Here is a 24,691-nt window from a genome sequence, read left to right as displayed (position 1 = left end):
CCAATACCTAAGTTTAGAATTTTCATGTTTATTTATTTTTGGTTTATAGTGTTCTAAAATACTCCAAGACTTGTCTCGCTTCTTCCTCGGTTAAGCCTTGATTGGCCATTGGCGACCCATTAAATTCAATCAATAAATCTTTAGCTAAAGGATCTTCTCTTACCATTCGCTCTGGCGCTAAAATCATGTTCATCACCCATTCTGGAGATCTACGCTCTAAAATTCCCTTAGGCGCGGGTCCTATAAAACGCTTATCAACTTTATGGCAAGCTGTACACATTTTCTCATATACTTCTTTCCCTTTGGCTGCCATAGCTTGATCTATGTCTGCAGGTAAATCAAGACTGGTGATAGGACCTACCCCCTTGTTATCTAAATCTACACGTTTAGAAGCTGGCACCTTATTGGTCTTTTTCTCTTTTTTTACTGGTTCAGCTTGATTTAAAGTAATTTTCTCCTTTTTCTCTTCTTTCTTATTGTCTCCTCCACAGCTCACTAGTATTCCTGTAAAAGCTAACATAAGAATGCTTAATTTTAAATAATTTTTCATTGTTACTGATTTTTCGGTTATTAAATCGAAACAAAGATACGGGAGTATAGGTTTTTAAAATATGACTAATATCATTAAAAAAGACTTTCTTGTCCTGATTGTATACGCTACCTTTGTGATATGATTAATAAAAGTGGTATTTTTTCTAAATCTTGCTCGCATGCTTTAAAGGCTGCAACTTTTGTAGGTCAAAAAGGACTGGAAAATAAAGCAGTTAAACTTAAAGATATAGCTGAAGAAATTAATAGTCCTCTAGCCTTTACAGCCAAAATTTTACAGAAATTGGTTAAAGCAAACATTATTGAAAGTAACAGAGGGGCCAAAGGTGGTTTTTTTGTTACCCCAGTGAATCTTAAAAAATTAGTTTTAAAAGATATTGTTTTTGCTATTGACGGAGAAGGTTCTTATAACGGTTGTGCTTTAGGATTTGAAAAATGTAGTGCATCAAAACCCTGCGCTCTGCATTTTCAAATTTTACCTATCCGAGAAAAATTAAAGGAAACCTTAGTAAGCACAACCTTGGAAGATTTAGCTAGAGCAGTTGATGAAAACACTACTTTTTTAAAAGAATAAAAAATTTATATCTAAATCGGACATTCTTGTCTTAATTAATGCGTTATGGAGAATATATTGAATAAACAAATTGGAGAGCTAGTAGCTCAAGACTACCGAACTGCAGCTATTTTTAATGCACACGGAATTGATTTTTGCTGTCGCGGAAATCGAAAAGTGAATGATGTTTGTGATCTAAAAAAAATAAACAAGCAACAATTGGAGAATCAATTACAGCAGGTTTTCACCGAAAAAACAACAGGCGAACCAGATTTTAGAGCTTGGCCTCTGGATTTATTAGCCGATTATATCGAGAAAACACATCATCGCTATGTAAGTGAAAAAAGTCCTGTCTTGCAACAATTCTTAACAAAGCTATGCAAGGTGCACGGCGAAAGGCACCCTGAGTTATTTACTATTCACGAGGCTTTTAATGACTTGGCTAAAGAATTAGCATCGCATATGAAAAAAGAAGAATTAATTCTCTTCCCGTTTATCAGAAAAATGATCAACCATAAAATAACGCATCAACCGCTTGAAAAACCCCATTTTGGTAGTGTTGAAAACCCTATTAATATGATGGAGCATGAGCATACCGAAGCTGGCGAATTATTGCAGGTTATAGAGAAAAACACGAATGGCTACACCCCACCAGCCGATGCTTGTAATACTTACCGTGTGACTTTTGCCATGCTAAAAGAATTTGAAGAGGATTTACACAAACATATACACCTCGAAAATAATATCTTGTTTCCTAAAGCAATCGCTTTAGAAAAAGAGCAAGATGTTGCTGTTTAATTTTACTTTTTTTCAACAGAAACGCTCGGGTGTACACCCGAGCGTTTCTAGTTTATTTTAATACCTATTATGAAATAACTTCCCAGTTCGAAGCACTTTGTTTCGCTTGCGCAATTTGTTGTCTTTGATTTCTTAGAATATCTTTTGTAGTACCCGGTAAAGTAGACTCCGCTAAAATTTCATCATAATCTTCAAGAGCAGCTTCTTCCCCTCGTTGTACTTCTTTCATAACGGTTTCATTCTCATTTCCTGAAAAAGCAGTTTTAACATCCATCCACGTTCGGTGTAAAGAGCCCTTTGCACTTCCTCCTTTATCTGGCTCTTGATCAAAAGCTCTAATTTCTTGCTTAATCTCGTGACCAAAATTATAGCGTTGTTGCGCTTGCTCTTGTAAAAACGACTTCATCTTCGCATCTTTAACGTTATCTGCCGCTTCTTTATAACCTTTTTCGGCATCATAGGTTTTTTCTAGTAGTTGGTTTAATTTGTCTGCGACTTCTTTTCTAAATTCCATAGTTTTAAGTTTTTTAATTTCCTCTAATTTACGACACCAAAGCCATTTAAAGCGCTGTATTAACACAGGCTTATTATGCCATTAACTAAGATTAACGTTAGCCTTATAGCCCTTAAAATAATTTTAAGATTTCATCAACTTAAACCAAATATCTTACTACATTTTATTTTTCAATCTTTTTCTAAAAGCCTAGTTTTTACAATACTATCCTGTAATGCTTTTAGATTTTTAGTATTTATAATAAGTAAATGCTTGCTTCCCTTAAATTTTATACCCAAACCTAACCCTGGCTTAATACAAAAAAATATGTTCCCCTGGTAATCCGATTTCCAGCCAATACCATACCACCAAGGTATTTTCCTAACACAAAATCCATTTACATCAACTCCTGTCAAATCAATCTTTTTACGAATTATTCCTAGGCCAAAAACGATTAAAATAGCATTTTGCTCAACACGGATGAGCATTCTATAAAACAAGGCAAGCATTAAACTGATGAGTCCTAACGCAATAAGGAGTCCCAAAGGGTTTTCTCCTCTTGCACTAATACTAATTGCTCCCAAAAGACTTAGTAGCCATAAAATAATGAGTAATAAATTTAAAAATTTAGGGTATTGTTTTTCCTCGTAAACCATCGCAAAAAATAAAAAGCCAGCTTGAAACCTTTCAGGCTGACTTTTACATTAAAATCACCAATTTGGTTAATAATTTAATAAAGATTGAATTTTAGATTTCACTTTCTCTGTAGAAGGAATCATAGTTTCTTCTAACGTTGAGTTTAAAGGTATCGCAGGCATATTTTCTGAGCCTATCGTCATTACTGGAGCATCTAAAGATTTGAAACATTTTTCTTGTATTTTTCCCGATAAAGCTCTTGCAAAAGTATTGTCGGACGGCTCTTCGGTTACAACTAAACATTTGCCGCATTTATTTACAGATTTCATTATCGTCTCCTCATCAAGTGGATGTAAAGTTCGTAAATCTACCACTTCAATTTGATCTTGCAGACCTAATTCCGCAGAAGCGTTTATCGCCCAATGTACGCCCATTCCGTAAGTAATAATACTCAAGGTCTCTTTATCTTCTTGCTTCCAGATTTCTTGTAAAACCCAAGCTTTTCCAAATGGCAATACATAGTCCTCACTCGGTTCTATAGAGGTTGCTCCCTTAGTACCTGGCACTTTGCTCCAATACAATCCTTTATGCTCAAAAATAACTACCGGATTAGGATCGTAATAGGCGGCTTTCATCAATCCTTTTAAATCGGCTCCGTTACTAGGATAAGCTATTTTTACACCTCTAATATTACTTACCACACTTTCTACCGAAGAAGAGTGATAAGGACCACCGCTACCGTATGCGCCAATAGGCACTCGCAACACCATAGATACTGGCCATTTCCCGTTCGATAAAAAGCAACTTCGACTTACTTCTGTAAACAGTTGGTTTAATCCTGGCCAGATATAATCGGCAAATTGTACCTCAACAATTGGTTTCAAGCCAACCGCAGACATACCTACGGTAGACCCTATTATAAAAGCCTCTTGTATTGGGGTGTTGAACACGCGGTTATCTCCAAACTTTTGCGCTAAGGTAGCAGCCTCTCTAAAAACACCACCTAATCTACCTCCAACATCTTGCCCGTATAACAAGCATTCTTTATGCTTCTTCATCAGCTCTTCAATAGCAAAAAGAGCACAATCAACCATCACCACCTTATCTGCGCCTTCTGGTGAACGTTCTCCTTTTTCCTGGGTAATTGGGGTTGGTGCAAAATCATGCGTAAACAAATCTTCTGGCTTAGGATCTTCTGCTTGTAGCGCTTCTTGGTAATGTTCTTTTACTTTTACACGTGCCAGAGCTTCTATGGCTTCGATTTCGACTTCTGTAAAGTTATTTGCTGCTAAGTATTTTTTCATTTTCGGATACGGGTCGCGTATTCTGGCTTCTTCCAAATCGTCGCGATAAAACTCCATACGCACCCCCGAAGTATGGTGATTTAGCAAAGGTACTTTGGCATGAATTAACATTGGCCTTCTTTCTTTACGGATGGTTTTTAGTGCATTTTGAACCGTGGTATAACTTTCTTCAAAATTGGTACCGTCAATCGAGATGGCTTCTAAACCTTTAAACCCTTTGGCATATTCAGCGGCGTTTTGGGCGCGAGTTTCAGCTTCGTTGGCCGAAATGTCCCAACCATTATCTTGAACCAAATACAAAATAGGTAGTTTTTTGAGAACGGCCATTTGAAAGGCTTCCGCGATTTCACCTTCGGTTACCGATGCATCTCCCAACGAGCAAACTACGACCGGTTTTTCTCCGTTTACCAAAGCTTCTTCTTGCCCCATTTCTTTATAGAAAGCATACTTTTCATCTTCGGTAAACAAATCGCCACCTTCACGATAATGCATCCCTAGAGCTACACCAGTTGCAGGAATGGCTTGCATTCCTGTAGCTGAACTTTGATGCGGGATCTTAGGTTTATCGGCATCTTTTAAACTGGGATGCGAATAATAAGTGCGGCCGCCAGAAAACGGATCATCCTTTTTGGCTAATACTTGAAGCATTAGATCTTTAGGCTGCATACCTATAGATAGTAAAATAGAGTCGTCTCTGTAATAAGGGAACACATAGTCTTGCGGCAGCAATTGCATACCTAAAGCTATTTGTATAATTTCATGACCACGAGAGGTAGCATGTACATATTTTGAAACGGTTTTAAAATTCTCTTCATATAACGCTGTAAGTGCTTTCGCGGTAGACAGGTTGGAGAATGCTTTTTTGAGGATATCTTTTTTAATCATTTTTTATTTTTTTAGAATCACGAAACAAGACGCTTTGAACCACGACTATTTCAGTTAATAGAATCAAGACTGTCAATAAAATTCGAGATTTTACTTTGTAATTTTTGTACTTTACTCTCTAAATTCAAATAACTTTCTTCTGAAAGAAAATTTTGACGATAACAAACTGCCAATTGGGTTTCCCATTCAAAGGCCAAACCTAAGCTATCTTCCAAATATTTTATAAAGTGCTTATCAGTTCGTTTACTGGAACCCTCAGAGATATTGGAAGCAATAGATACAGAACAACGATTCATTTGCGTTCTCAGTCCATATCTCTCATAATCTGGTAAAGTGGCCGTAAAGAGATAGTTCTCATCTATTAACTCCATCGCTTCTTTCCATATTTGTAATTTTTTAAAATTATGTCTTCGCATCCAATTTTATTTAGTCCTGCTTCAAAATGTCATGCATCAAATCGTGCGTTTTTCATTAAAATCTTCAAAATAATCGGCTACCCGTCTTAAAAAACTCCCGCCAAGGAAACCATCTACTACACGGTGATCAAAAGAAAGCGATAAGTACATCATACTTCTAACCTCTATTTTATCTCCTTCTTCATATTCTATCACCTCTGCTCTTTTTTTGATAATTCCCGTTGCCAGAATAGCCACTTCGGGCTGATTGATAATTGGAGTACCCATTAAACTACCAAAGGTACCTACATTAGAGATTGTAAAAGTGCTACCGCTGGTTTCCTCGTGCTTTAATTTGTTAGTTCTAGCTTTCTCGGCTAATGCATTTACTTCGGAAGCAATAGTAGGTAAATCTTTTTTATCGGCATTTTTAACTACAGGAACAATAAGGTTCCCACTAGGTAAAGCCGTTGCCATTCCTATATTGATTTCCTCTTTTTTAATGATGTTTTTACCGTCTACACTAACATTTATCATCGGGAAATCTTTCACCGCTTTAGCCACAGCCTCAACAAACAATGGAGTAAAGGTAAGTCTTTGCCCATATTTTTCTTGAAAGGCATTTTTGTTGGCGTTGCGCCAATTTACCATCTGGGTTAAATCGGCTTCAACATAGGCCGTAACATGAGGCGAGGTATGCTTAGAATACACCATATGATCGGCAATCATTTGTCGCATGCGGTCCATTGCTATTATTTCGCCTTTTCCTTTATCAAGTTTCAAATCAGGCACCTTAAAACCCCCGACTTCAGGTACAGGTTGGGCAAACTGCGCAGGTCTTCCCTCTTCTATATATTTAAAAACGTCACTTTTGCGTAACCTGCCCTCGTTACCTGTTGCCGGAATACGGGCCAACTCTTCATAGCTAATGCGATAATCTATAGCTATATTTTGAATCAGCGGTGAGATGTAAGTGTTCTGATTTTTATTTAGCGTATAACTTTGCGAAGTTGAAGTTGAGCTTGCCGACGGTTTTTTCTTAGACCCTTTTGGTTTTGCCGGTTTGGGCGATTCTTTTTTCGCTTCCGCGGAAGCTTTTTTCGCCGGTACCGCTTGGTCTTTTGACACCTCAATATTTGCAATTACCTCACCTACTTTTACTACTTCATCAACTTGTGCTAAAATTTTTGTGATTACACCCGATGCAGGTGCCGGAACTTCAGAGTCTACTTTATCTGTGGCTACCTCTAAGATTATTTGATCTTGCTCAATAGCATCTCCTTCTTTAACCAACCAATTGATAATGGTACCCTCAGAAATACTTTCGCCCATTTTGGGCAGTTTAAATTCTATACTTGACATAAATGGTCTGTGTATGTTTATTTACATGGCTAACAAAAATAACATTTTAGCCTAGCAATACCAGCTAGAAAAGTAGTTTAATCATGATTTTATACCAATTTAATTGATTCAAACCTCATAATTGGTCGAAACTAAACGAACAAAAGAGCATTACCCCCTATAAAAATGGCACTTTAAGTATTTTTAGCGTGAGAATAACTAAAGTATTTTTAGTATTTTGCAACCCAATAAATCGTGTATATATTATACCATAAATTATAATACCATTACCATGAAGAAACTTATTAGATTATTTATCTTTTTACTCGCTTTCCCCGTGTTTTCTCAACAAGGCGGAATGTGGATTCCGTCTTTATTAGAAGGAATGAATGAAAGCGAGATGCAGAACTTAGGAATGAAAATGAGCGCTGAAGACATTTACAGTGTTAACAATAGTAGTTTAAAAGATGCTGTACCTCACTTTAACGGCGGTTGTACCTCTGAGGTTATTTCGCCTAAAGGCTTATTGCTTACCAACCACCACTGCGGTTATGGGCAAATTCAGTCACATTCAAGTGTTGAAAACGACTATTTAGCCAATGGATTTTGGGCAAAGAATTTTAAAGAAGAGCTGCCTAATCCGGGAATGACCGTTACCTTTATCGTTGAAATTTCTGATGTTACCGACCAAGTACTAGCGGGCACTCAAGAAGCTTCAAATGAGGAAGAAAGACAGCAAATAATTGAAAAGAACAAACAAGACGTTGTAAATAACTCACCCAAAGAGACTTGGCAAACTAACCGTGTAAGCACTTTTTATGACGGAAATCAATTTATGCTTTTTAGGGTAGAAACATATAAAGACATCCGTTTAGTGGGTGCTCCTCCTTCTTCAATAGGTAAATTTGGATCAGATACAGACAACTGGATGTGGCCTAGACATACTGGCGATTTTGCTCTTTTTAGGATTTACGCCAATAAAGACAATAAGCCTGCAGAATACAGTAAGGACAACATCCCTTACACGCCGAAACATTTTTTACCGGTTAGCTTAGACGGTGTTGAAGAAAACGATTTCACTATGGTTTTTGGCTATCCTGGTACCACCGACGAGTACTTACCGGCTGTAGCAGTAGAACAATTGATTGAGACCATCAATCCGGCTCGAATTGGAATTCGCAAGGTAGCGCTTAAAGAGCAGGATGCGTTTATGCGAAAAGACCAAGAAATAAAAATTAAATATGCCTCTAAATATGCCCGTATCGCCAATTATTATAAGAAATGGATTGGTGAGAGTCAAGGCTTAACAAAAACCGATGCGGTTGGTATTAAAAGAAATCTTGAAGACCAATTTACTCAGACTCTAGCGCAAAAAGGGCTAGATGATGAATACGGCCATATATTAAATGACTTTGAAGAAGCTTACGCCGATTTTAAAGATTATGATTTGGCTTACAATCTATTTTCTGAAGCTTTTTTAAGAAACGTAGAACTTTTGCGTACAGGCTTTCAACTTTATCAGCTTGAGCAGGTTTATAATTTTAGAGGAGAACAATCTTTTAACGATAGAAAAAATAACTTTTTAAAAGATACTCAATCGGCATACAAAGATTATAGTCAAAAGGTAGATGAAAAAGTTTTTGAAAAGGTGATTGCCTTTTATGCCGAAGAAATGCCTAAAGAATTTTTACCCGATGTTTACGAAAATCTTAACCTAGATAAATTAACCCAGCAAATTTATTCTCAATCGGCTTTAACCGAATATGATAAACTGGCTACGCTTTTAGAGGGAGATGCAGAAGAAGTTTTGAAAAGACTGCAAGCAGACCCTGGCTATGATTTTGTGAAAAATAATGCCGTTGCATTTTATAGTGAAGTTTTACCAGCTTACCGTAATATGCGTTTAGAAATAGATGCCTTACAAGCAGAGTATATGAAGGCAATTGTAGAGACCAGTCCTAAAGAAGCTAGAATTTTCCCTAATGCAAATGGTACGCTTCGTGTAACTTACGGTCAAGTGAAGGGTTACAGTCCTAAAGATGCAGTTTATTATGAACCTGTTACGCATTTAGAAGGAGTAATGGAAAAATATGTTGAGGATGATTATGAATTTGATGTGCCCGAAAAACTAATCGATTTGTATGAAGCCAAAGACTATGGGCAATATGCCGAAAACGGTAAATTACCCGTAAATTTTATAGGCACCAACCACACTACTGGTGGAAATTCAGGTAGCCCCGTGATCGATGCCTACGGTAATTTGATAGGTTTGAATTTTGACCGTGTTTGGGAAGGTACAATGAGTGATATTTACTATGACCCGTCTATTTCTAGAAATATAATGGTTGATGCGCGTTATATTTTATTTATAATTGACAAGTATGCCAATGCTAAGCACCTTATAGATGAGATGCAATTGGTACACCCTAAGAAAAACCATACGCCAAAACGTAAAAAAGCTAAAAAGAAAAGAAAGTTAAAAAGACGTTCTTAATTTCTGTTTAGACAAAAAATGACCTAACAAAAATAACCCCCGAAAAATTTTCGGGGGTTATTTTTGTTATAAGCTTAAATCAAATTTAAGATTTCTTCAGTATTTTATCAACTACCATAGCTATAGCGCCGTCTCCCGTAATGTTTGCTGCGGTACCAAAGCTATCCATAGCTATATATAGCGCAATCATAAGAGCTTGGGCTTCTGCATCAAAGCCAAGCATGGTTTGCAAAATACCTATTGCTGCCATAATTGCCCCACCAGGCACGCCTGGTGCCGCCACCATTGCAATTCCCAACATCATTATAAAACCTGCAAACATCCCAAAATTAAAATCTAAGCCTTGCATAAGCATTAATGCAATTGCACAAGCAACAATTTTCATAGTACTTCCCGCCAAATGAATAGTTGCCCCTAAAGGAATAACAAAATTGGCAATCTTAGCCGACACTCCGTTTTTCTCTGTTTGCTTCAAAGTTACGGGAATAGTTGCTGCAGAAGACTGTGTTCCTAAAGCGGTAAAGTAAGCCGGCATCATATTTAACAGTGCTTTTATAGGGTTCTTTTTGGTGAATAAACCTGCAATTACATATTGCACCAGCATAAGCAAAATGTGTAATACAAATATCACCCCTATTATTTTCACAAAAACGCCTAAAACTGAAGCAACCTGCCCCTTGTAAGCTATCGCTGAAAAAATACTTAAAATAAATAATGGCAGTAGAGGAACAATCACTTTCTCAATAAGCATCATAATAATTTTCTGAAAGTCTATAGTAATCCGCTTTAAGCTTGAATTTCCCAGTGGGGCCAATCCTAAACCAATTAGAAAAGCTAAGACCAAAGCTGTCATCACGTCAAGAACTGGCGGAATTCCTATGCTAAAATATGGAATGAGCTCTACCGCGTTTTCTTTAAGCGTATTTAAATTCTGTGGTTCAATAATGGTTGGAAAAATATTTGAAGCTACAAAAAAGGTAGAAAAACCTGAAAATAAGGTAGAACCGTAGGCCAAAGCGGCTGTTGTTAAAAGTAATTTTCCGGCTCCCTTACCCAAATCTGCAATAGCTGGCATGATTAAACCTAAAATAATTAAGGGAATAGCAAAACCCAAAAACTCACTAAACAGTTGTTTGAAAGTCTCGAAACCTCGATTGATCCATTCCGGTAGAAACAAACCGATTAAAAGGCCCAAAACAATAGCTATTACAACTTTAAAAAGTAGACTATCAAGTATTCTTTTTATCATGATTAACAATTTACAAACAATTTGAAGTACGCAAATATATTACCTTAGCGAATTTTAACACCCTGTCTACAATTATAATTATGTCTCTCACACTAAAAAAAGCCACACCAAATCTTTATTCAGCTTCTTCTGGTTTGATTTTACAAGCCATGGATGAGCTTATTTATTATTATTTAGGGAAAGAAGATATAGGAGAGGCTAAGAAATTTTTAAGTCAAGAATTTCAAAAAGAAGATAGCTTGTACAGCTACCGCAACACATTTTTGGCTTTTTTAGGTGATAAGGTGGTTGGTGCTTTAATCGCATATGATGGTGCAAAACACAAAGACTGGCAAAAAAATTTAGTCAACACCCTCGCAATAGATTACAATTTTAATAACACCCTCTCTCCTGAAACTCAAGCTGGGCATTTTTATTTAGATGCCATAAGTGTAGACCCTGATTACCGCGGTCAAAAAATTGGAAGTAAACTTATTAAATATGCTGAATCTTATGCTCGAGGTTACTCATTTGAATATCTTGGACTTTTGGTTGATTTAGCAAACCCAAAGGCAAAAAGATTGTATGAGCGTCTTGGTTTTGAATTAGACCATTTATTACAATTAGGCGAGCACGAGTATTACTATTTAAAAAAAGATTTGCGCTAATTTCTTTTTTTCATTTCTTGAAAGGTTTCGTAGAAATTTTCTTGAATCGGCCTGTTTTCAGGAACTTCTCTTAAAGGCTCAACGATCTCTAAACTTTCATGACAATCTGCAGGCAGCCTCTGATACAATTTTGTGCCAGCAGTTTTCCAGGCAATCATATCATCAGAAACCGTTTTGAGTATTTTAGCAGGATTTCCTACTATTAAGCTACGTTTTGGTATTTTGGTTTCAGCTTTGACAAATGCCATTGCGCCAACAATACATTCATCTCCAATTTCTGCATCATCCATGATAACGGAATTCATTCCGATAAGGCAATTCTCACCCAAATTAGCTCCGTGGATAATGGCTCCGTGGCCCACATGGGCTCCTTTTTTTAATCGAATACTTTTACCGGGAAACATATGCACGGTACAATTTTCTTGTACATTTACGCCGTCTTCCAATACAATTTCGCCCCAATCACCTCGAATGGCAGCACCAGGACCGATATAGCAATTTTTACCAATAATCACATTACCTGTTACCGCAGCTTGCGGGTGCACAAAACTGCTTTCATCTACTACCGGAGTAAATCCTTTAAATTTGTATATCATATTTAGTTGTTATTAGACTAAGTCCTTACTTTCACCTATCTTTTATTTTTTATATTTAACATATTGTCTGTATTTCTACAGAGATACTTCCGTATTGGTAAAATAAATCTCTTGCAAAAAGCCTTCTCTTACCGCTATATGGCAGCGAAGGCTTTCATAAAAGTTAGGTGCTTTCGCGGTGCTAAACTTTAAAACTGGTTAAAGCTATTATTTGTACTTCTCTAATTTTTGTTTTGTAAAATCTGATAAGACTAAACGACCGCTAATTTTTGCCCGTTCATTTAATAATTGATCCCAATCTTCTGTACCTCTCCAGAACATTTGTTTCATTTCTTTCACCGCTTCTGGATTATAATTACAAAGGTTTTTAGCAAACGCCATAACCGCCTCATCTAATTCTTGGGTAGAATCAAACACTTGGGTAAATAATCCTTTCTGCTTGGCCCATTCGGGGGAATAAAAAGAGTTCGCATCAATGGCTATTTGAGACATGCCACTTAATCCCAATTTTCGTTCTACTGCGGGCCCTACTACAAATGGTCCTATACCAATATTTAACTCGCTTAATTTTATCGCTGCATATTTAGTTGCCATGCAATAATCCATGGCTGCCGCCAATCCAACGCCTCCTCCTACAGTTTTACCTTGCACTCTACCAATGATAAATTTGGGACATTTGCGCATAGCATTAATTACATTTGCAAATCCCATAAAGAATTTCTCCCCCTCGTTTTCATCGGCGATGCTAATTAATTCTGTAAAACTCGCTCCAGCACAAAAGGTACGGTCGCCGCCAGATTTAATTACGATAACTAGAACTTCGTCATTTTTCCCTGCTTGGGTTATACTACTGGCTAACTGAGATAAGATATCTCCAGGTAAACTGTTATGTGCCGGATGAAAAAACTCAATAGTGGCAACTTGGTCTTGTATATTAGTCTTTACGTATGCTTCCATTTTTAAAATTTTTTATTGTTTCAAAAATAAGCATTTCAAAATTCTTGACTAAATACAAATCCGAAAATGAAAAAAAAGTTCAAGAATTAAACTTTTTAACGTGCCAATAGTCTTACTAAGCATAAACCAGTATCTTTACCAACTTGTAAAAATACGTTTACTAATTTTTAATTTTAATATACATTGATTTCATGAAAAAACTGATTTTATGTTTACTGCTTACCACTTTCATTCTACCTATGCGGGCTAATGAAGGGATGTGGTTTTTAATGCATATTGAGCGTTTAAACTACGTTGATATGCAAAAAATGGGACTACAATTAACTCCAGAAGAGATTTATAGTATCAACAACAATAGCTTAAAAGATGCCATTGTACAGTTTGGAGGCGGTTGTACTGCCGAAATTATTTCTGACCAAGGTTTAGTGCTTACCAATCATCACTGTGGTTACGGTAATATTGCCGAACTTTCAACAGAAGAAAATGATTACCTCAACAACGGGTTTTGGGCTAAAACCTTTAAAGAGGAGTTAAAGCCTGCCAACCTTTCGGTAAGATTCTTTGTAAGAATGGATGACGTGACCGAGCGTATGCTAGCGCAGGTTAATGAAAATATGAGTGAAGATGAGCGCGAGGCAGCTCTTAATAAAGAAATGGCTAAAATACAGCAAGAAAATAACGAGGGTGGCAAATACACCGTATCGGTTAAATCTTTTTATAGTGGTAATGAATATTACTATTTTGTTTACCAAGATTACAATGATGTAAGATTAGTAGGTACTCCTCCTAAAAGCATTGGTAAATTTGGAGGCGATACCGATAACTGGGAGTGGCCAAGACATACCGGTGATTTTGCGTTGTTTCGCGTGTACGCCGACCAAGACGGAAATCCTGCTGAGTACTCTGAAAACAATGTACCCTTAAAACCTAAATATCACTTACCTACTAGCCTAAAAGGATTTGAGGAAGATGACTTTGCTATGATTTTGGGTTATCCCGGAAGAACAAATCGTTGGAAACCAGCTGCAGGAATTGAGCAAAATGTAGAATATGCTTATCCTGCATGGGTAGAAGCTTCAAAAACATCTATGAATGTTATGAAGAAATACATGGATAAAAAACAACAGGTAAATTTAGATTATGCTTCTGCCTATGCCGGTATTGCCAATTATTGGAAAAACCGACAAGGAATGATTGATGCATTAAAAAAGCATAAAACCGCCAAAAGTAAACGTAAAGCCGAGAAAAAGTTCCAGAAATGGGCCAATAAGCAAGCTACAAATAAGTATAAGGATGTGATGCCTACTATTAACGCTTACTATGAGCGTACTAATAAAGCTAGCGAACACGATAATTATTTGATGCTATTGTTAAGAACAAGAATAGCTACTTTACCTTATCGACTAGGTAGAACTATGGAATACTTTAGCTCACAAAATGAAGCGAAGCAAGCCGAATTAAAACCGAGATTAGAAGCCGAAATCGAAAATTTATATGATGGTCTTTACTTACCATTAGAAAAAGATGTTTTAGCAACTCAATTGCATCTTTACAGCCAGAAAGCAAGTGATATTGCACCAATGGTAAAAGATTTAGACGCTAAGCATAGCAGTTTAGCCGATTGGAAAGCTTATGTAGATGCTATTGCTAAAGAAAGTATTTTTAGATCTCAAGAAGCTTTTACAGCTTTTATGAGTAACCCCGATGCCGATATGTTAGCACAAGATGAATTGTACCAATTATCAACTGCTTTATTGAACCGCTACCGCGCAAAAAGCGATGAAGAGAAGACTTGGGAAGATAAGTATCAGAAAGCTTATCGCTTAATGATTCAGGGTATGCGTAAGCAAAATCCAGATAAAAAATACTATCCAGATGCCAATAGCACTTTGCGTTTAACTTACGGTAAGGTAATCGCTTTACCTAAAGACAAAACCAATGATGCTAAGAAAAACTACTACACCACCTTGCAAGGCACCGTAGCTAAGTATCAGCCTGGTGACGAAGAATTTGATATGCCCAAAAAACTTATCGAGTTGTATGAGAAAAAAGACTTTGGACAGTATGCTGATAAAGATGGATACCTTCCCGTTAATTTCTTAACCGATAATGACATTACTGGTGGAAACTCTGGTTCTCCCGTACTAAATGGTAATGGTGAATTAATTGGTCTTGCATTTGACGGTAATATCGAAGCTATGGCCGGTGATGTAATTTTTGATGATAAATTACAGCGTACCATAAGTGTAGATATTCGCTATGTACTATTTTTAATAGACAAATATGCTGGAGCAACTCATTTAATAGATGAATTAACTTTGGTTAAGTAATTAGCTCTTTCAATCACAAAAATAAAAAAGCCGCTATGTAAAAATAGCGGCTTTTTTCATGCTTAATTTTTGGTTTACCATAAACCAAATTGTTCAAAATGATGATTAATATGCTTACGCTCTAATAATTCCCATTCAAACTTTGATAGCTCTCCAAAAACAGCATTTTTGGTGGTTGCATTTGGGTTTTCTCTAAAGAATTGCATAAAAGCCTTCCTAGCCTCAAGCAACTGCATCTTTGCGGCATCTAAATTTTCATGCTTCAAGTCGGCTAATTTATCTTTTGGCAACAACGGGAAATCATAGTTTTTAGGCATTGGCTGATAATTCCATAGCGTTTCTTGCACTTTTTCAATATGTTCTAATGGTGTTACAATTTCAAAATCTTGTATTTGGCCTGCAGCGATACGGTAACTCATTTCTAAATGCTCCAGCATATGTTGGGGAGTAATCATACCCCAAGCAGCGGGAGTATCTTCTTTTAATTTTGCCAAGATATCCCTAGGCAAACTGTTATGCGCTGGATGAAAAACGCTATTATAGTAGCTATTTAATCTTGTATACTTTGTTTACGTAGGGTTGTGTCATATCTATTTTATATTTAAAAAATGATTAATAAATTATAATCAAAAATACCAATACTTATAACAATGACAATCTTTATTTAACTATAAAGAACTAACTAATACTATTTTTCAATCAATAAAGAGTCTTGAATTAAAAATTTTAAAATCTGATTATTATTTAAGCCTTCTTTAAAACGAATATTAAAATCATACCTACCACTATTAGCTTTATATAAATTTAAGATAGAATCTGAATTGATAAATTTTATCTTGAGTAAACTTTCAACTTTCGCTGATTGAAGATACCAGGTACTATCATTCTTGAAATCATATTTTTCATCCTGAAAATTTGGAGCCTCATTATATTCTACATTGATATATTCATTTTCATAGTATAACAACTCTGTTTCTTCTATACTATTTAGAGGATTATCAAAATATAATGCTATGATCATCAAAAAAGTATTCCAAAATATGTGTAAAAATATAGCATAAATTAATTTGTAATTCACGACTAACCATAGAGCCAAAAGGTGTCCTCCAAATCTAGAAGCTAAAGAAATTGGGGTAAAAACATTTAAATCATAAAAATTAACATGTATAACAGAAAAAAGTAATGCATTTGTTATAATCATATGGATTGTATAACTATTGTTTTCTCTAGCATTATTAAGATAGGTGAAAATATAAAATAATAATAGTAAAGCTAAACTATAAACACTTCTATTGAAATACAATGTAAATCCAAATAAGCCTATATAACTTATCCATTTATAGATTTTATTCTTTAAAAATGCTCCATCAAATATTATTTCTTCATAAATGGGCGCAATTAGTGCTGTCCAAAAAAGTGACAATATAAACTTTTCTTTTGATCCAAAGAAAAAAGAATCATCTGTTTCTGAATTAATATATTGTTCTATTGAATCTGAAAAAAAAAAGAACAAAACAATCAATGAAAAAAATGGAACTAGTTTTAAAACTAGCCCCATGTAAAAAATAATATTAAACTTGTTTTTTTTTAGCAACATGTAAATTCGCAATATGTACCCCCGTACCAAGTGTCACCATAATTAACAGACTGTACATTTCCTTCTCCACAGGCTGCAATTGCATCAGCAGCACAGCCATTGCCACCAAACCCTTCTATCACTTCTTCTACAATTTCTTTTACTACTCCCCAAATAGCTTTACCTTGAGCCTCATTTTCATAATTTTCAACTGTAAAGGTAATAATTTCATCAGAAGCTCCTGAGGTTAGGTTCAATGTTGCTGTTTTTTCATCTTCAGATAAGTGTATCATTTCAAATTCCACAAATTCCTCCGCAATATTTGGATTATAAAATTTTACTGTTTTTTCATCGTCACTCCACAACTCTTCCATTTCATACAATGCTTCGTGAGAGTACACTTGTTCGCCATCATATCTATAATTTTTATCAGAAGTTACTTTAAACCATAACTCGTTCTCCTTATAAATTTCAGCGATAAGTATTTCATTGGCCGTTCTGCCTTGAGTGTTAATTTCTAAGTTGTTTTCACTTAAATTATTTTCATCTAAACTTTCTGTATCTTTATGGCAGGATATTAGAACCAAGCTAAATAGTAATGGTAATAAAAAGTATTTTTTCATTTTTAATAAATTTTTGATTCATATTAAGTTATATGATTAGCTAAACACAGCGACAAATTAAAAAAAAAAACTATTATACAAATCCTAATTATAAAATTTCAAAATAATTTAAACTGTTCAAAATGGTGGTTTAGGTGTTTACGCTCTAACAACTCCCACTCGTATTTAGTAAGTTCACCAAACACAGCATTTTTATTAGTGGCTTTAGGGTTTTTCTTAAAAAACTCCAAATAAGCCTTTCTTGCCTCTTTCATTTTCTCTTTTGCTTCCGTTAAGCTATCGTGTTTTAAAGTGGGAAGTTCTCCTTCCTTGTATAACGGGAAGTTATAATTTTTAGGCATTTTTTTGTAATTCCATAACGTAGCACGAGTATCGTCTAAATACTTTTCTGGTGTAGCGATTTCAAAATCTTGAATTTCTCCAGAGGCAATACGGTAACTGGTTTCTAAATGCTCTACCATGTGTTGCGGACTCATTTCTCCCCAAACAGGTTGAGTATCTTCATTTAGTTTCGCTAAAGCGGAATCAATAACTTCCTCGGTAATTTCCGTAAAGGTAGTTTGCTTTTTCTGAACCATGGTTAAGATAGTAGCAATGGCCACCAATTTATCTTCCTCCTCAACTGCATTCACGTCAAACACTTCTACATACCATTTAACAATTCCGCTGGGCAGTTCTTTCCCTTTTTGATCTCTATCTACTTTTTCTTTACACGTCAAGCGGACTTGAATCGTATCATTATGGTACATAGGTCTTAAAAAGCGAATTTCCTCTAAGCCATAATTTGCCGCCACAGGACCTTTATTTGGGTAAACAAATAAGCCAGCTGCCGCCGATATAATAAAATAACCGTGTGCTGTTCTTTGTTCAAAAATACTGCCGTCTAAAGAAGTTATATCGGTATGGGCATAAAAATGATCCCAAGTAAGGTTACCAAAATTAACGATATCGGTATCCGTAAGAGTTCTATTATGCGTCTTTAAAGACATCCCTGGTTTGATATCTTCCCAATGGTATGCAAACGGATGCATCTCGGCCTCCTTGTACTTTGCCTTTGGTTGATAAATTCCTGTAATCTCTGTTAAAGTAGTTGGTGAACCTTGAATAGCACAACGCTGCATATAATGCTTAATGCCGCGTTTACCACCCATTTCTTCACCACCTCCCGCTCTACCAGGTCCACCATGAACTAGCATAGGCAAGGGCGAACCGTGGCCCGTGCTTTGTTTTGCACTTTCACGGTTAATAACCAAGATTCTTCCGTGATGGGTTGCCGCTTTTACTGTGTAGTCACGCGCTACTTGGTCATCATTAGTTGCGATAGAACTTACCAATGAACCCTTACCCATTTTTGAAAGCTTAATGGCTTCGTCTAAATTCTTGTACGGCATAATAGTGCTAACCGGGCCAAAGGCTTCTGTATCGTGCACGGCTAAGTTCTGCAATGGTTTATCTTCTCTTAAAAGAATAGGCGACATAAAAGCTCCTTTTTTAGCGTCGGCACCTATAGTTTCAATATGCTCTAAATCTCCATAAACCAATGAAGCTGTCTGACTTAAATCTTGAACGCGTTCGCGTACCTCCTGCACTTGATCTTGACTCACTAAAGCTCCCATGCGAACTTCTTTAAGTCTTGGGTCTCCTATGGTTACTTTACTCAGAGCTTTACCCAAGGCAATTTGAACATCTTCAACCAGTTTCTCTGGCACAATAACGCGGCGTATAGCCGTACATTTTTGTCCGCACTTCACCGTCATTTCATTACGCACCTCCTTAATAAACAAATCAAATTCAGGTGTTCCTGGCACTGCATCCTCTCCTAAAATGGAAGCATTTAAAGAATCTGCTTCCATATTAAAAGGAACTGACTCTTGCAACAAACGCTTATGAGATTTTAGCATTCTACCGGTATCGGCAGAACCTGTAAAAGTAACCACATCTTGCGATTCTACCGTATCTAAAATAGATCGCGCAGAACCCGAAATAAGCTGCAGCGCACCTTCTGGCAAAATACCCGACTGAATAATTTCGCGCACCACAGCTTCGGTTAAAAACGCAGTATTGGTAGCCGGTTTTACCACAGCAGGCATACCGGCCATCCAGTTTACGGCACATTTTTCTAACATTCCCCAAACAGGAAAATTAAATGCATTAATATGAACCGCTACTCCCTCTTTAGGCACTAAAATATGATGCGCCATGAAACGACCACCTCTTGATAAATCTATAGGATCTCCTTCGACATCGAATGCTTGGTTCGGAAAAACTTTTCGCAAAGAAGCATTGGCAAATAAATTACCAAATCCACCTTCTATATCTATCCAACTATCTATTTTAGTTGCTCCGGTTTTATAACTGATTTCGTAAAATTGTTTTTTCTTTTTTGTAAGATGTAGGGCTAGTTTCTTTAACATATTGCCTCGCTCTTGAAAAGTCATTCTACGCAAAGTATCACCTTGTTTCCTTCCGTATTGTAGAACCTTTTCAAAATCAAAACCGCTGGTATCACTAAGCGCAATGGTTTCGCCCGAAACGGCATCAATCATTGGCACTCCTTCACCAGAACCGGCCACCCATTTCCCTTCTATATAACTTTCTAATTTTTGCATATCAATCTTTTTTCTCTTCTTTACGGATTGCAATCCGTAAAGACATTAAACATATTATACTATTATAAAGCCTTATTTTTTAAGTTCTTTATTAATTAAATTTAGGCCTTTAATCCGCGTTTAACGCTAACTTACATTTTCGATAACCGCTGCGTATCCCTGTCCTACACCTACACACATAGTTATTAAGGCATATTTTTTACCAGTTAATTGAAGCTCTAATGCTGCCGAATAGGCCAATCTGGCTCCCGTAACCCCAAGTGGATGCCCCAAAGCTATAGCACCACCATTTGGATTAATTCTTGGGTCGTTATCTTTTAATCCCCAAGCACGTATACAAGCTAGTGCTTGAGCGGCAAAAGCTTCATTCAATTCAATCACATCCATATCATCCATGGTTAGGCCTGCTTTCTCAAGCGCTTTATTTGAAGCCTGAACCGGACCAATACCCATGATTCGAGGTTCTACTCCGACAACTGCCGAACTTAAAATTTTAGCCATTGGCTTTAATCCATATTGCTCTACGGCTTTGCTCGATGCAATGATTGTTGCTGCAGCACCGTCATTAAGACCAGAGGAGTTACCTGCGGTAACGCTTCCTTCTTTTCTAAAGGCAGGTCTAAGCTTAGCCAAAATTTCTTTTGTGGTGGTAGGTTTTACAAACTCATCTTGATTAAATAAAATAGGGTCTTTTTTACGACGCGGAATTTCTACCGTAACAAGCTCTTTACTCAAACGTCCATTTTTTTGAGCTTCGGTTGCCTTCATTTGGCTCCAATAGGCAAACGCATCTTGATCTTCACGAGCAATATTGTACTTATCAACTAAGTTTTCGGCGGTAAGTCCCATGCCATCTGTACCGTACATCTCGTGTAATTTCGGATTAACAAACCGCCAACCAAAACTGGTGTCATACATTTTTGCATCATTTCCAAAGGCACTAGAAGGTTTGGCTATAGCATAGGGACCTCGAGTCATATGCTCTACGCCGCCGGCTATAAAAATATCTCCATCACCGGTATGAATGGCTCGATGGGCGTGAATAATTGCTGATAAACCACTACTACATAAACGATTTACTGTTTCACCTGGAACGCTATAAGGTAATTCTGCCAATAAGGCGCACATTCTCGCTACGTTTCTATTATCTTCTCCTGCTTGATTAGCACAACCTAAAATAACATCGGCGTAAGCTTCTTTTGGGATATTAGGATTGCGACGTACAACCTCTTTAATGACTAAAGCACCTAAATCGTCTGTACGTACTGGCGAAAGTGCTCCTTTATAATTTCCTATAGGGGTTCTTATTCCATCTATTATATAACTGCTCATGGGTTTATTTTTAATTAAAGCTCTAAAAATAAATAAAACTTAGGAATAGACACACTAAACCGAATAGTTTATATAATTGGGTTAAAATCTTAGAGCTACCCATTATTTTAGTTACCCTTAAAATTAAGAGCAACTCAGCATTAACTATTTAAAAAACAAACCAAAATTGAATTAAGATATAAAAAAAATTTACTTATTATATGATTTAATTGGAAATATTAAGCGCCTCAAAAGTGTTATGCTGCCTAATATCGCCCGATTGAAAACCTTTTAGAAACCAATACATTCTTTGTTTGGAGGTGCCGTGCGTAAAAGTATCTGGGTTTACCGAACCACGCACTCTTTTTTGAATAGCGTCATCGCCTACGGCTTGTGCAGCACTTAAAGCTTCTTCTATATCGCCTTCTTCTAAATAGCGTTGATTATAATGCGCCCATAATCCTGCATAAAAATCGGCTTGTAGCTCTAGGGCTACAGAGAGTTTATTGGCTTCTACAGCACTCAAATTTCGCTGTGCTTGACGCACTTTTTGCGAGGTTCCTAAAAGGGTTTGCACGTGATGACCAATTTCATGAGCCGTGACATAAGCCATCGCAAAATCACCTCTTTTTGCTCCGAAACGAGTATATAATTCATTAAAAAAAGTAAGGTCCATATACACATTTTTGTCGGCTGGACAATAAAATGGGCCGGTTGCAGCGGTTGCATTACCACATTTTGTTTGTACGGCATCGGTAAACAATATCATTTTTGGCTTTTGATACTCTCCTATATTATTTTGGTGAAAAATTTGTGTCCATACGTCTTCTGTATCGGCAAGAATGGTTGCCATGAAATCGCCTAACTCTTTTTCTTGATCGGTTAACTCTCTTTCAACTACCTCTTGTGATGCGTTATTGATATTGAGTTGATTTAATACGGGTGCGACAGCTTGACCAGTTTCTCCGCCAAAAACCTGAAGTAATAAAACGATAATCGCAATTAAACCACCCCCTGCAGCTATTTTACCTTTGCTGCTCATACCTCTACGGTCTTCTAAATTATTGCTTTTGCGTCTTCCTTTCCATTTCATGACTACAAATTTTATATATAAGCATAGGATAAATATAGTGAATATTTACAGTTAATTTTTTGCGCGAGGGATAGTAGCGACATCTTTTTTTGCTTACTATTGGTTGAATGAATAGCAGAGAGATTCTCGCAAAAAAATATAGCGTATAGCCCGACCCCTTTCTTTTAAGGGGTCGCGCCCAAAAACCTATACATAGATTTCCCAGTCTACATTTGTTCTATACGTAACCCCTTTAAAAAGAGCCACCAATTGATTGTCTTTTTTTATTTCGACAATATAGAAGCCAAGCTTATTTTTTTGACTTTTTACATCTGACTCTGCTATGAGTATATCGCCCTCTTCTAAAGCTTCTATATGGTTGATAGAACTTTCTATTGAAACTGCTTTTTTGCCAAAAGTATTGCAAGCGAACCCAAATGCGGTGTCTGCTAAAGCGTAAGTTATACCGCCGTGGGCTTTTTTCATGCTGTTAAGCATGTCTTTACGGATTTGCATCTTTAGCTGGCAATAGCCTTCTTTTACGTCAAGAATTTGGATACCTAACCACTGACTGTAGGCATCGTTCTCTAGCATTTTATAAGGTATTAGCTTCGCCTTATCATCGGATTTATCCATAAAATCTTTTAGCCCATTTTGTTGTTGATGATAGATATTTTAATTTTATATCCCAACCAAGCCATAGGTAAATAAGCGAGTAGTAAGTCTAAGAAAATAAACCAAGTTGGTGCTGGAATCATAAAACTAGCAACAATACCTCCTATTAGGAAAAAGCCTCCCACAATCAGGGCTAATAAGGCTTCTTTTTTTACTCCCAATAAGGCAGCAAAAAAGCCACCTACTAAAGTACCCAAGGCATGAGCTAGAAATGCAAATAAATAATGTTTAGCAGTCAAGGAATCTGCCGCGGCTTTTAAGCCTTCTACGGTTGTGGTATCTACACCAGCCGGATATTCGATTAGTGATGGTGCTAAATAAATTATTGCAGAATTGGTAATACCACCGATAAGGGCACCTATGATAACCGCCAAAATGTTCCTAATGATTCTTTTCATACCTCTAATTCTTTAGGTTAATATAAAATTTTCATTTTGTTTTGCCATTTTTCTTAGCAGAGGACTACAACGATATCGGTCTTCGTGATATTCATCATACAGTGCGTCTAATTGTTTAACACACCAAGCTATTCCTTTTTCGTTTGCCCAAGATAGTAGTCCCTTGGGGTAGTTCACGCCTTTTGTCATGGCAAGGTCTATATCTTTTCCCGTTGCAATATTTAAAAACAATGCATCTGCCGCTTCATTTATTAGCATTACTAATATACGATTAAAAATGTAGTGTGCCGTATCATCACTAAGGTTGATGTTTTGATTTTCTTTCTCGAGGGCTTTCCCGTCTTGATAAGTATAAAAGCCTTTTCCTGTTTTTCTTCCCAGGTAACCGGCTTCGGCTAGTCTTTTTTGTGTAAACGAAGGCTTATATCTAGGGTCAAAATAAAATTCTTTAAAAACGGTTTCGGTAACGGTGTAATTCACATCGTGCCCTATAAAATCCATCAGTTCAAAGGGTCCCATTCTAAACTTACCCAAATCTTTCATTACGTGATCAATTTCGAGTAAATCGGCTTTACCTTCTTCGTAAATCCGAAGTGCCTCACCATAAAATGGCCTTGCCACGCGATTAACTATAAAACCCGGGGTATCTTTGGCCAGCACACCAATCTTGCCCCAATCTTTAATAGTCTTAACCACTTTTTCTTTTACTGAATTCGAGGTTTGTACAGCTGGAATAATTTCTACCAAGGGCATAAGAGGGGCTGGATTAAAAAAATGTATTCCTATTACACGTTCAGAAATTTTTAAAGCCGAAGCGATAGACGCAATAGAAAGCGAAGAAGTATTGGTAGCAATAATTGCGTTGTCTGACTGGTAGGTTTCTAACTCTTGAAAGACCTTTTGTTTGATGTCTAAATTTTCAATAATGGCTTCAATAGTTAAGTCAGCTTCAGCTAAATCCTTTAAGTGAGTAACATAGGTTATATTCTGTTGGATGCGCCTTTTTTCGGTATCATCGATTCTATTTTTTTCAATTAATCGATTCAGTACTTTTTCAAGTTTGGTTTTACTCGCTTCTAAAGCTTCTGATTTTGTATCGTAAAGTAACACCTTGTTTCCGGCAGTAGCTGCCACTTGAGCTATTCCGCTACCCATGGTTCCTGCTCCTATTACAGCTGTTTTCATCTTATTTCTTTTTAG

At 36.6% G+C, this 24,691-nt stretch carries 23 protein-coding genes; 5 read left to right on the top strand and 18 right to left on the bottom strand.

Features of this window, described 5'->3' with window-relative positions; all coding sequences use genetic code 11:
• Positions 1 to 43: 43 nt before the first annotated feature.
• Positions 44 to 550, bottom strand: a complete 507-nt coding sequence (locus ACH2AZ_RS09385) for a c-type cytochrome (protein ID WP_394907645.1) — start codon at positions 548 to 550, stop codon at positions 44 to 46.
• A 120-nt stretch (positions 551 to 670) separates the two neighbouring features.
• On the opposite strand from ACH2AZ_RS09385, the gene ACH2AZ_RS09380 reads away from it, so the two are divergent.
• Together ACH2AZ_RS09380 and ric are read left to right on the top strand one after the other, a co-directional pair.
• Positions 671 to 1,123 carry an RrF2 family transcriptional regulator gene (locus tag ACH2AZ_RS09380; RefSeq protein ID WP_394907644.1) on the top strand — a complete coding sequence of 151 codons (453 nt, stop codon included), beginning with the start codon at positions 671 to 673 and terminating at the stop codon, positions 1,121 to 1,123.
• Positions 1,124 to 1,168: 45 nt separating this feature from the next.
• The gene (gene ric, locus ACH2AZ_RS09375; RefSeq protein ID WP_394907643.1) at positions 1,169 to 1,900 is read left to right on the top strand and encodes an iron-sulfur cluster repair di-iron protein; all 732 of its coding nucleotides are present in this window, start codon (positions 1,169 to 1,171) and stop codon (positions 1,898 to 1,900) included.
• 67 nt (positions 1,901 to 1,967) lie between these two features.
• On the opposite strand, the gene ACH2AZ_RS09370 is transcribed toward ric, so the two are convergent.
• The 5 genes from ACH2AZ_RS09370 to ACH2AZ_RS09350 form a co-directional block, all read right to left on the bottom strand.
• A complete protein-coding gene (locus ACH2AZ_RS09370) occupies positions 1,968 to 2,414 on the bottom strand; it encodes a PA2169 family four-helix-bundle protein (RefSeq protein WP_379042760.1) in 447 nt (148 codons plus the stop codon).
• Positions 2,415 to 2,584: 170 nt separating this feature from the next.
• Positions 2,585 to 3,049, bottom strand: coding sequence for a hypothetical protein (locus tag ACH2AZ_RS09365; protein WP_394907642.1), 465 nt, complete (start codon positions 3,047 to 3,049; stop codon positions 2,585 to 2,587).
• A 66-nt stretch (positions 3,050 to 3,115) separates the two neighbouring features.
• Positions 3,116 to 5,218 (bottom strand): thiamine pyrophosphate-dependent enzyme, encoded by a 2,103-nt coding sequence (locus ACH2AZ_RS09360; protein ID WP_394907641.1) that lies wholly within the window; start codon positions 5,216 to 5,218, stop codon positions 3,116 to 3,118.
• A gap of 50 nt (positions 5,219 to 5,268) precedes the next feature.
• Positions 5,269 to 5,634 carry a four helix bundle protein gene (locus ACH2AZ_RS09355; RefSeq protein WP_394907640.1) on the bottom strand — a complete coding sequence of 122 codons (366 nt, stop codon included), beginning with the start codon at positions 5,632 to 5,634 and terminating at the stop codon, positions 5,269 to 5,271.
• Between the two features lie 36 nt (positions 5,635 to 5,670).
• A complete protein-coding gene (locus ACH2AZ_RS09350) occupies positions 5,671 to 6,975 on the bottom strand; it encodes a dihydrolipoamide acetyltransferase family protein (protein WP_394907639.1) in 1,305 nt (434 codons plus the stop codon).
• 271 nt (positions 6,976 to 7,246) lie between these two features.
• On the opposite strand from ACH2AZ_RS09350, the gene ACH2AZ_RS09345 reads away from it, so the two are divergent.
• The gene (locus ACH2AZ_RS09345) at positions 7,247 to 9,448 is read left to right on the top strand and encodes a S46 family peptidase (RefSeq protein WP_394907638.1); all 2,202 of its coding nucleotides are present in this window, start codon (positions 7,247 to 7,249) and stop codon (positions 9,446 to 9,448) included.
• A gap of 85 nt (positions 9,449 to 9,533) precedes the next feature.
• Here the strand turns inward: ACH2AZ_RS09345 and ACH2AZ_RS09340 are convergent, their stop codons facing one another.
• Positions 9,534 to 10,697 (bottom strand): dicarboxylate/amino acid:cation symporter, encoded by a 1,164-nt coding sequence (locus tag ACH2AZ_RS09340; protein ID WP_394907637.1) that lies wholly within the window; start codon positions 10,695 to 10,697, stop codon positions 9,534 to 9,536.
• Between the two features lie 80 nt (positions 10,698 to 10,777).
• On the opposite strand from ACH2AZ_RS09340, the gene ACH2AZ_RS09335 reads away from it, so the two are divergent.
• Entirely contained in the window at positions 10,778 to 11,344 is a 567-nt protein-coding gene (locus ACH2AZ_RS09335; RefSeq protein ID WP_394907636.1) for a GNAT family N-acetyltransferase, read from the top strand.
• Here ACH2AZ_RS09335 and ACH2AZ_RS09330 read toward each other — a convergent pair.
• Entirely contained in the window at positions 11,341 to 11,940 is a 600-nt protein-coding gene (locus ACH2AZ_RS09330; RefSeq protein WP_394907635.1) for a transferase hexapeptide repeat family protein, read from the bottom strand. The genes ACH2AZ_RS09335 and ACH2AZ_RS09330 overlap by 4 nt on opposite strands.
• Before the next feature lie 207 nt (positions 11,941 to 12,147).
• Positions 12,148 to 12,897 carry an enoyl-CoA hydratase/isomerase family protein gene (locus ACH2AZ_RS09325; protein WP_394907634.1) on the bottom strand — a complete coding sequence of 250 codons (750 nt, stop codon included), beginning with the start codon at positions 12,895 to 12,897 and terminating at the stop codon, positions 12,148 to 12,150.
• A 191-nt stretch (positions 12,898 to 13,088) separates the two neighbouring features.
• Between ACH2AZ_RS09325 and ACH2AZ_RS09320 the strand changes: the two genes are divergently transcribed.
• On the top strand, positions 13,089 to 15,227 hold the full coding sequence (locus ACH2AZ_RS09320; RefSeq protein WP_394907633.1) for a S46 family peptidase: 2,139 nt from the start codon (positions 13,089 to 13,091) through the stop codon (positions 15,225 to 15,227).
• A 74-nt stretch (positions 15,228 to 15,301) separates the two neighbouring features.
• Here the strand turns inward: ACH2AZ_RS09320 and ACH2AZ_RS09315 are convergent, their stop codons facing one another.
• The 9 genes from ACH2AZ_RS09315 to ACH2AZ_RS09275 form a co-directional block, all read right to left on the bottom strand.
• Complete coding sequence (locus tag ACH2AZ_RS09315; protein ID WP_394907632.1) at positions 15,302 to 15,736, bottom strand: hypothetical protein; 435 nt, start codon at positions 15,734 to 15,736, stop codon at positions 15,302 to 15,304.
• A gap of 179 nt (positions 15,737 to 15,915) precedes the next feature.
• Positions 15,916 to 16,785, bottom strand: coding sequence for a type II CAAX prenyl endopeptidase Rce1 family protein (locus tag ACH2AZ_RS09310; RefSeq protein WP_394907631.1), 870 nt, complete (start codon positions 16,783 to 16,785; stop codon positions 15,916 to 15,918).
• 29 nt (positions 16,786 to 16,814) lie between these two features.
• Complete coding sequence (locus tag ACH2AZ_RS09305) at positions 16,815 to 17,426, bottom strand: hypothetical protein (RefSeq protein WP_394907630.1); 612 nt, start codon at positions 17,424 to 17,426, stop codon at positions 16,815 to 16,817.
• A 98-nt stretch (positions 17,427 to 17,524) separates the two neighbouring features.
• Positions 17,525 to 20,035, bottom strand: a complete 2,511-nt coding sequence (paaZ, locus tag ACH2AZ_RS09300; protein WP_394907629.1) for a phenylacetic acid degradation bifunctional protein PaaZ — start codon at positions 20,033 to 20,035, stop codon at positions 17,525 to 17,527.
• A 126-nt stretch (positions 20,036 to 20,161) separates the two neighbouring features.
• Entirely contained in the window at positions 20,162 to 21,367 is a 1,206-nt protein-coding gene (locus ACH2AZ_RS09295) for an acetyl-CoA C-acyltransferase (protein ID WP_394907628.1), read from the bottom strand.
• A gap of 205 nt (positions 21,368 to 21,572) precedes the next feature.
• The gene (locus ACH2AZ_RS09290; RefSeq protein ID WP_394907627.1) at positions 21,573 to 22,439 is read right to left on the bottom strand and encodes a neutral zinc metallopeptidase; all 867 of its coding nucleotides are present in this window, start codon (positions 22,437 to 22,439) and stop codon (positions 21,573 to 21,575) included.
• 186 nt (positions 22,440 to 22,625) lie between these two features.
• A complete protein-coding gene (locus tag ACH2AZ_RS09285; RefSeq protein WP_394907626.1) occupies positions 22,626 to 23,054 on the bottom strand; it encodes a PaaI family thioesterase in 429 nt (142 codons plus the stop codon).
• A gap of 8 nt (positions 23,055 to 23,062) precedes the next feature.
• Entirely contained in the window at positions 23,063 to 23,491 is a 429-nt protein-coding gene (locus ACH2AZ_RS09280; protein WP_394907625.1) for a hypothetical protein, read from the bottom strand.
• A 12-nt stretch (positions 23,492 to 23,503) separates the two neighbouring features.
• Positions 23,504 to 24,676: a 3-hydroxyacyl-CoA dehydrogenase NAD-binding domain-containing protein gene (locus tag ACH2AZ_RS09275; protein ID WP_394907624.1), complete on the bottom strand. Its 1,173-nt coding sequence runs from the start codon at positions 24,674 to 24,676 to the stop codon at positions 23,504 to 23,506.
• Between the last annotated feature and the right edge of the window lie 15 nt (positions 24,677 to 24,691).

Source organism: uncultured Mesonia sp. (genome assembly GCA_947499595.1).
Taxonomy (GTDB): Bacteria; Bacteroidota; Bacteroidia; order Flavobacteriales; family Flavobacteriaceae; genus Mesonia; species Mesonia sediminis.
This window is presented reverse-complemented; position numbering and strand designations above follow the sequence as displayed.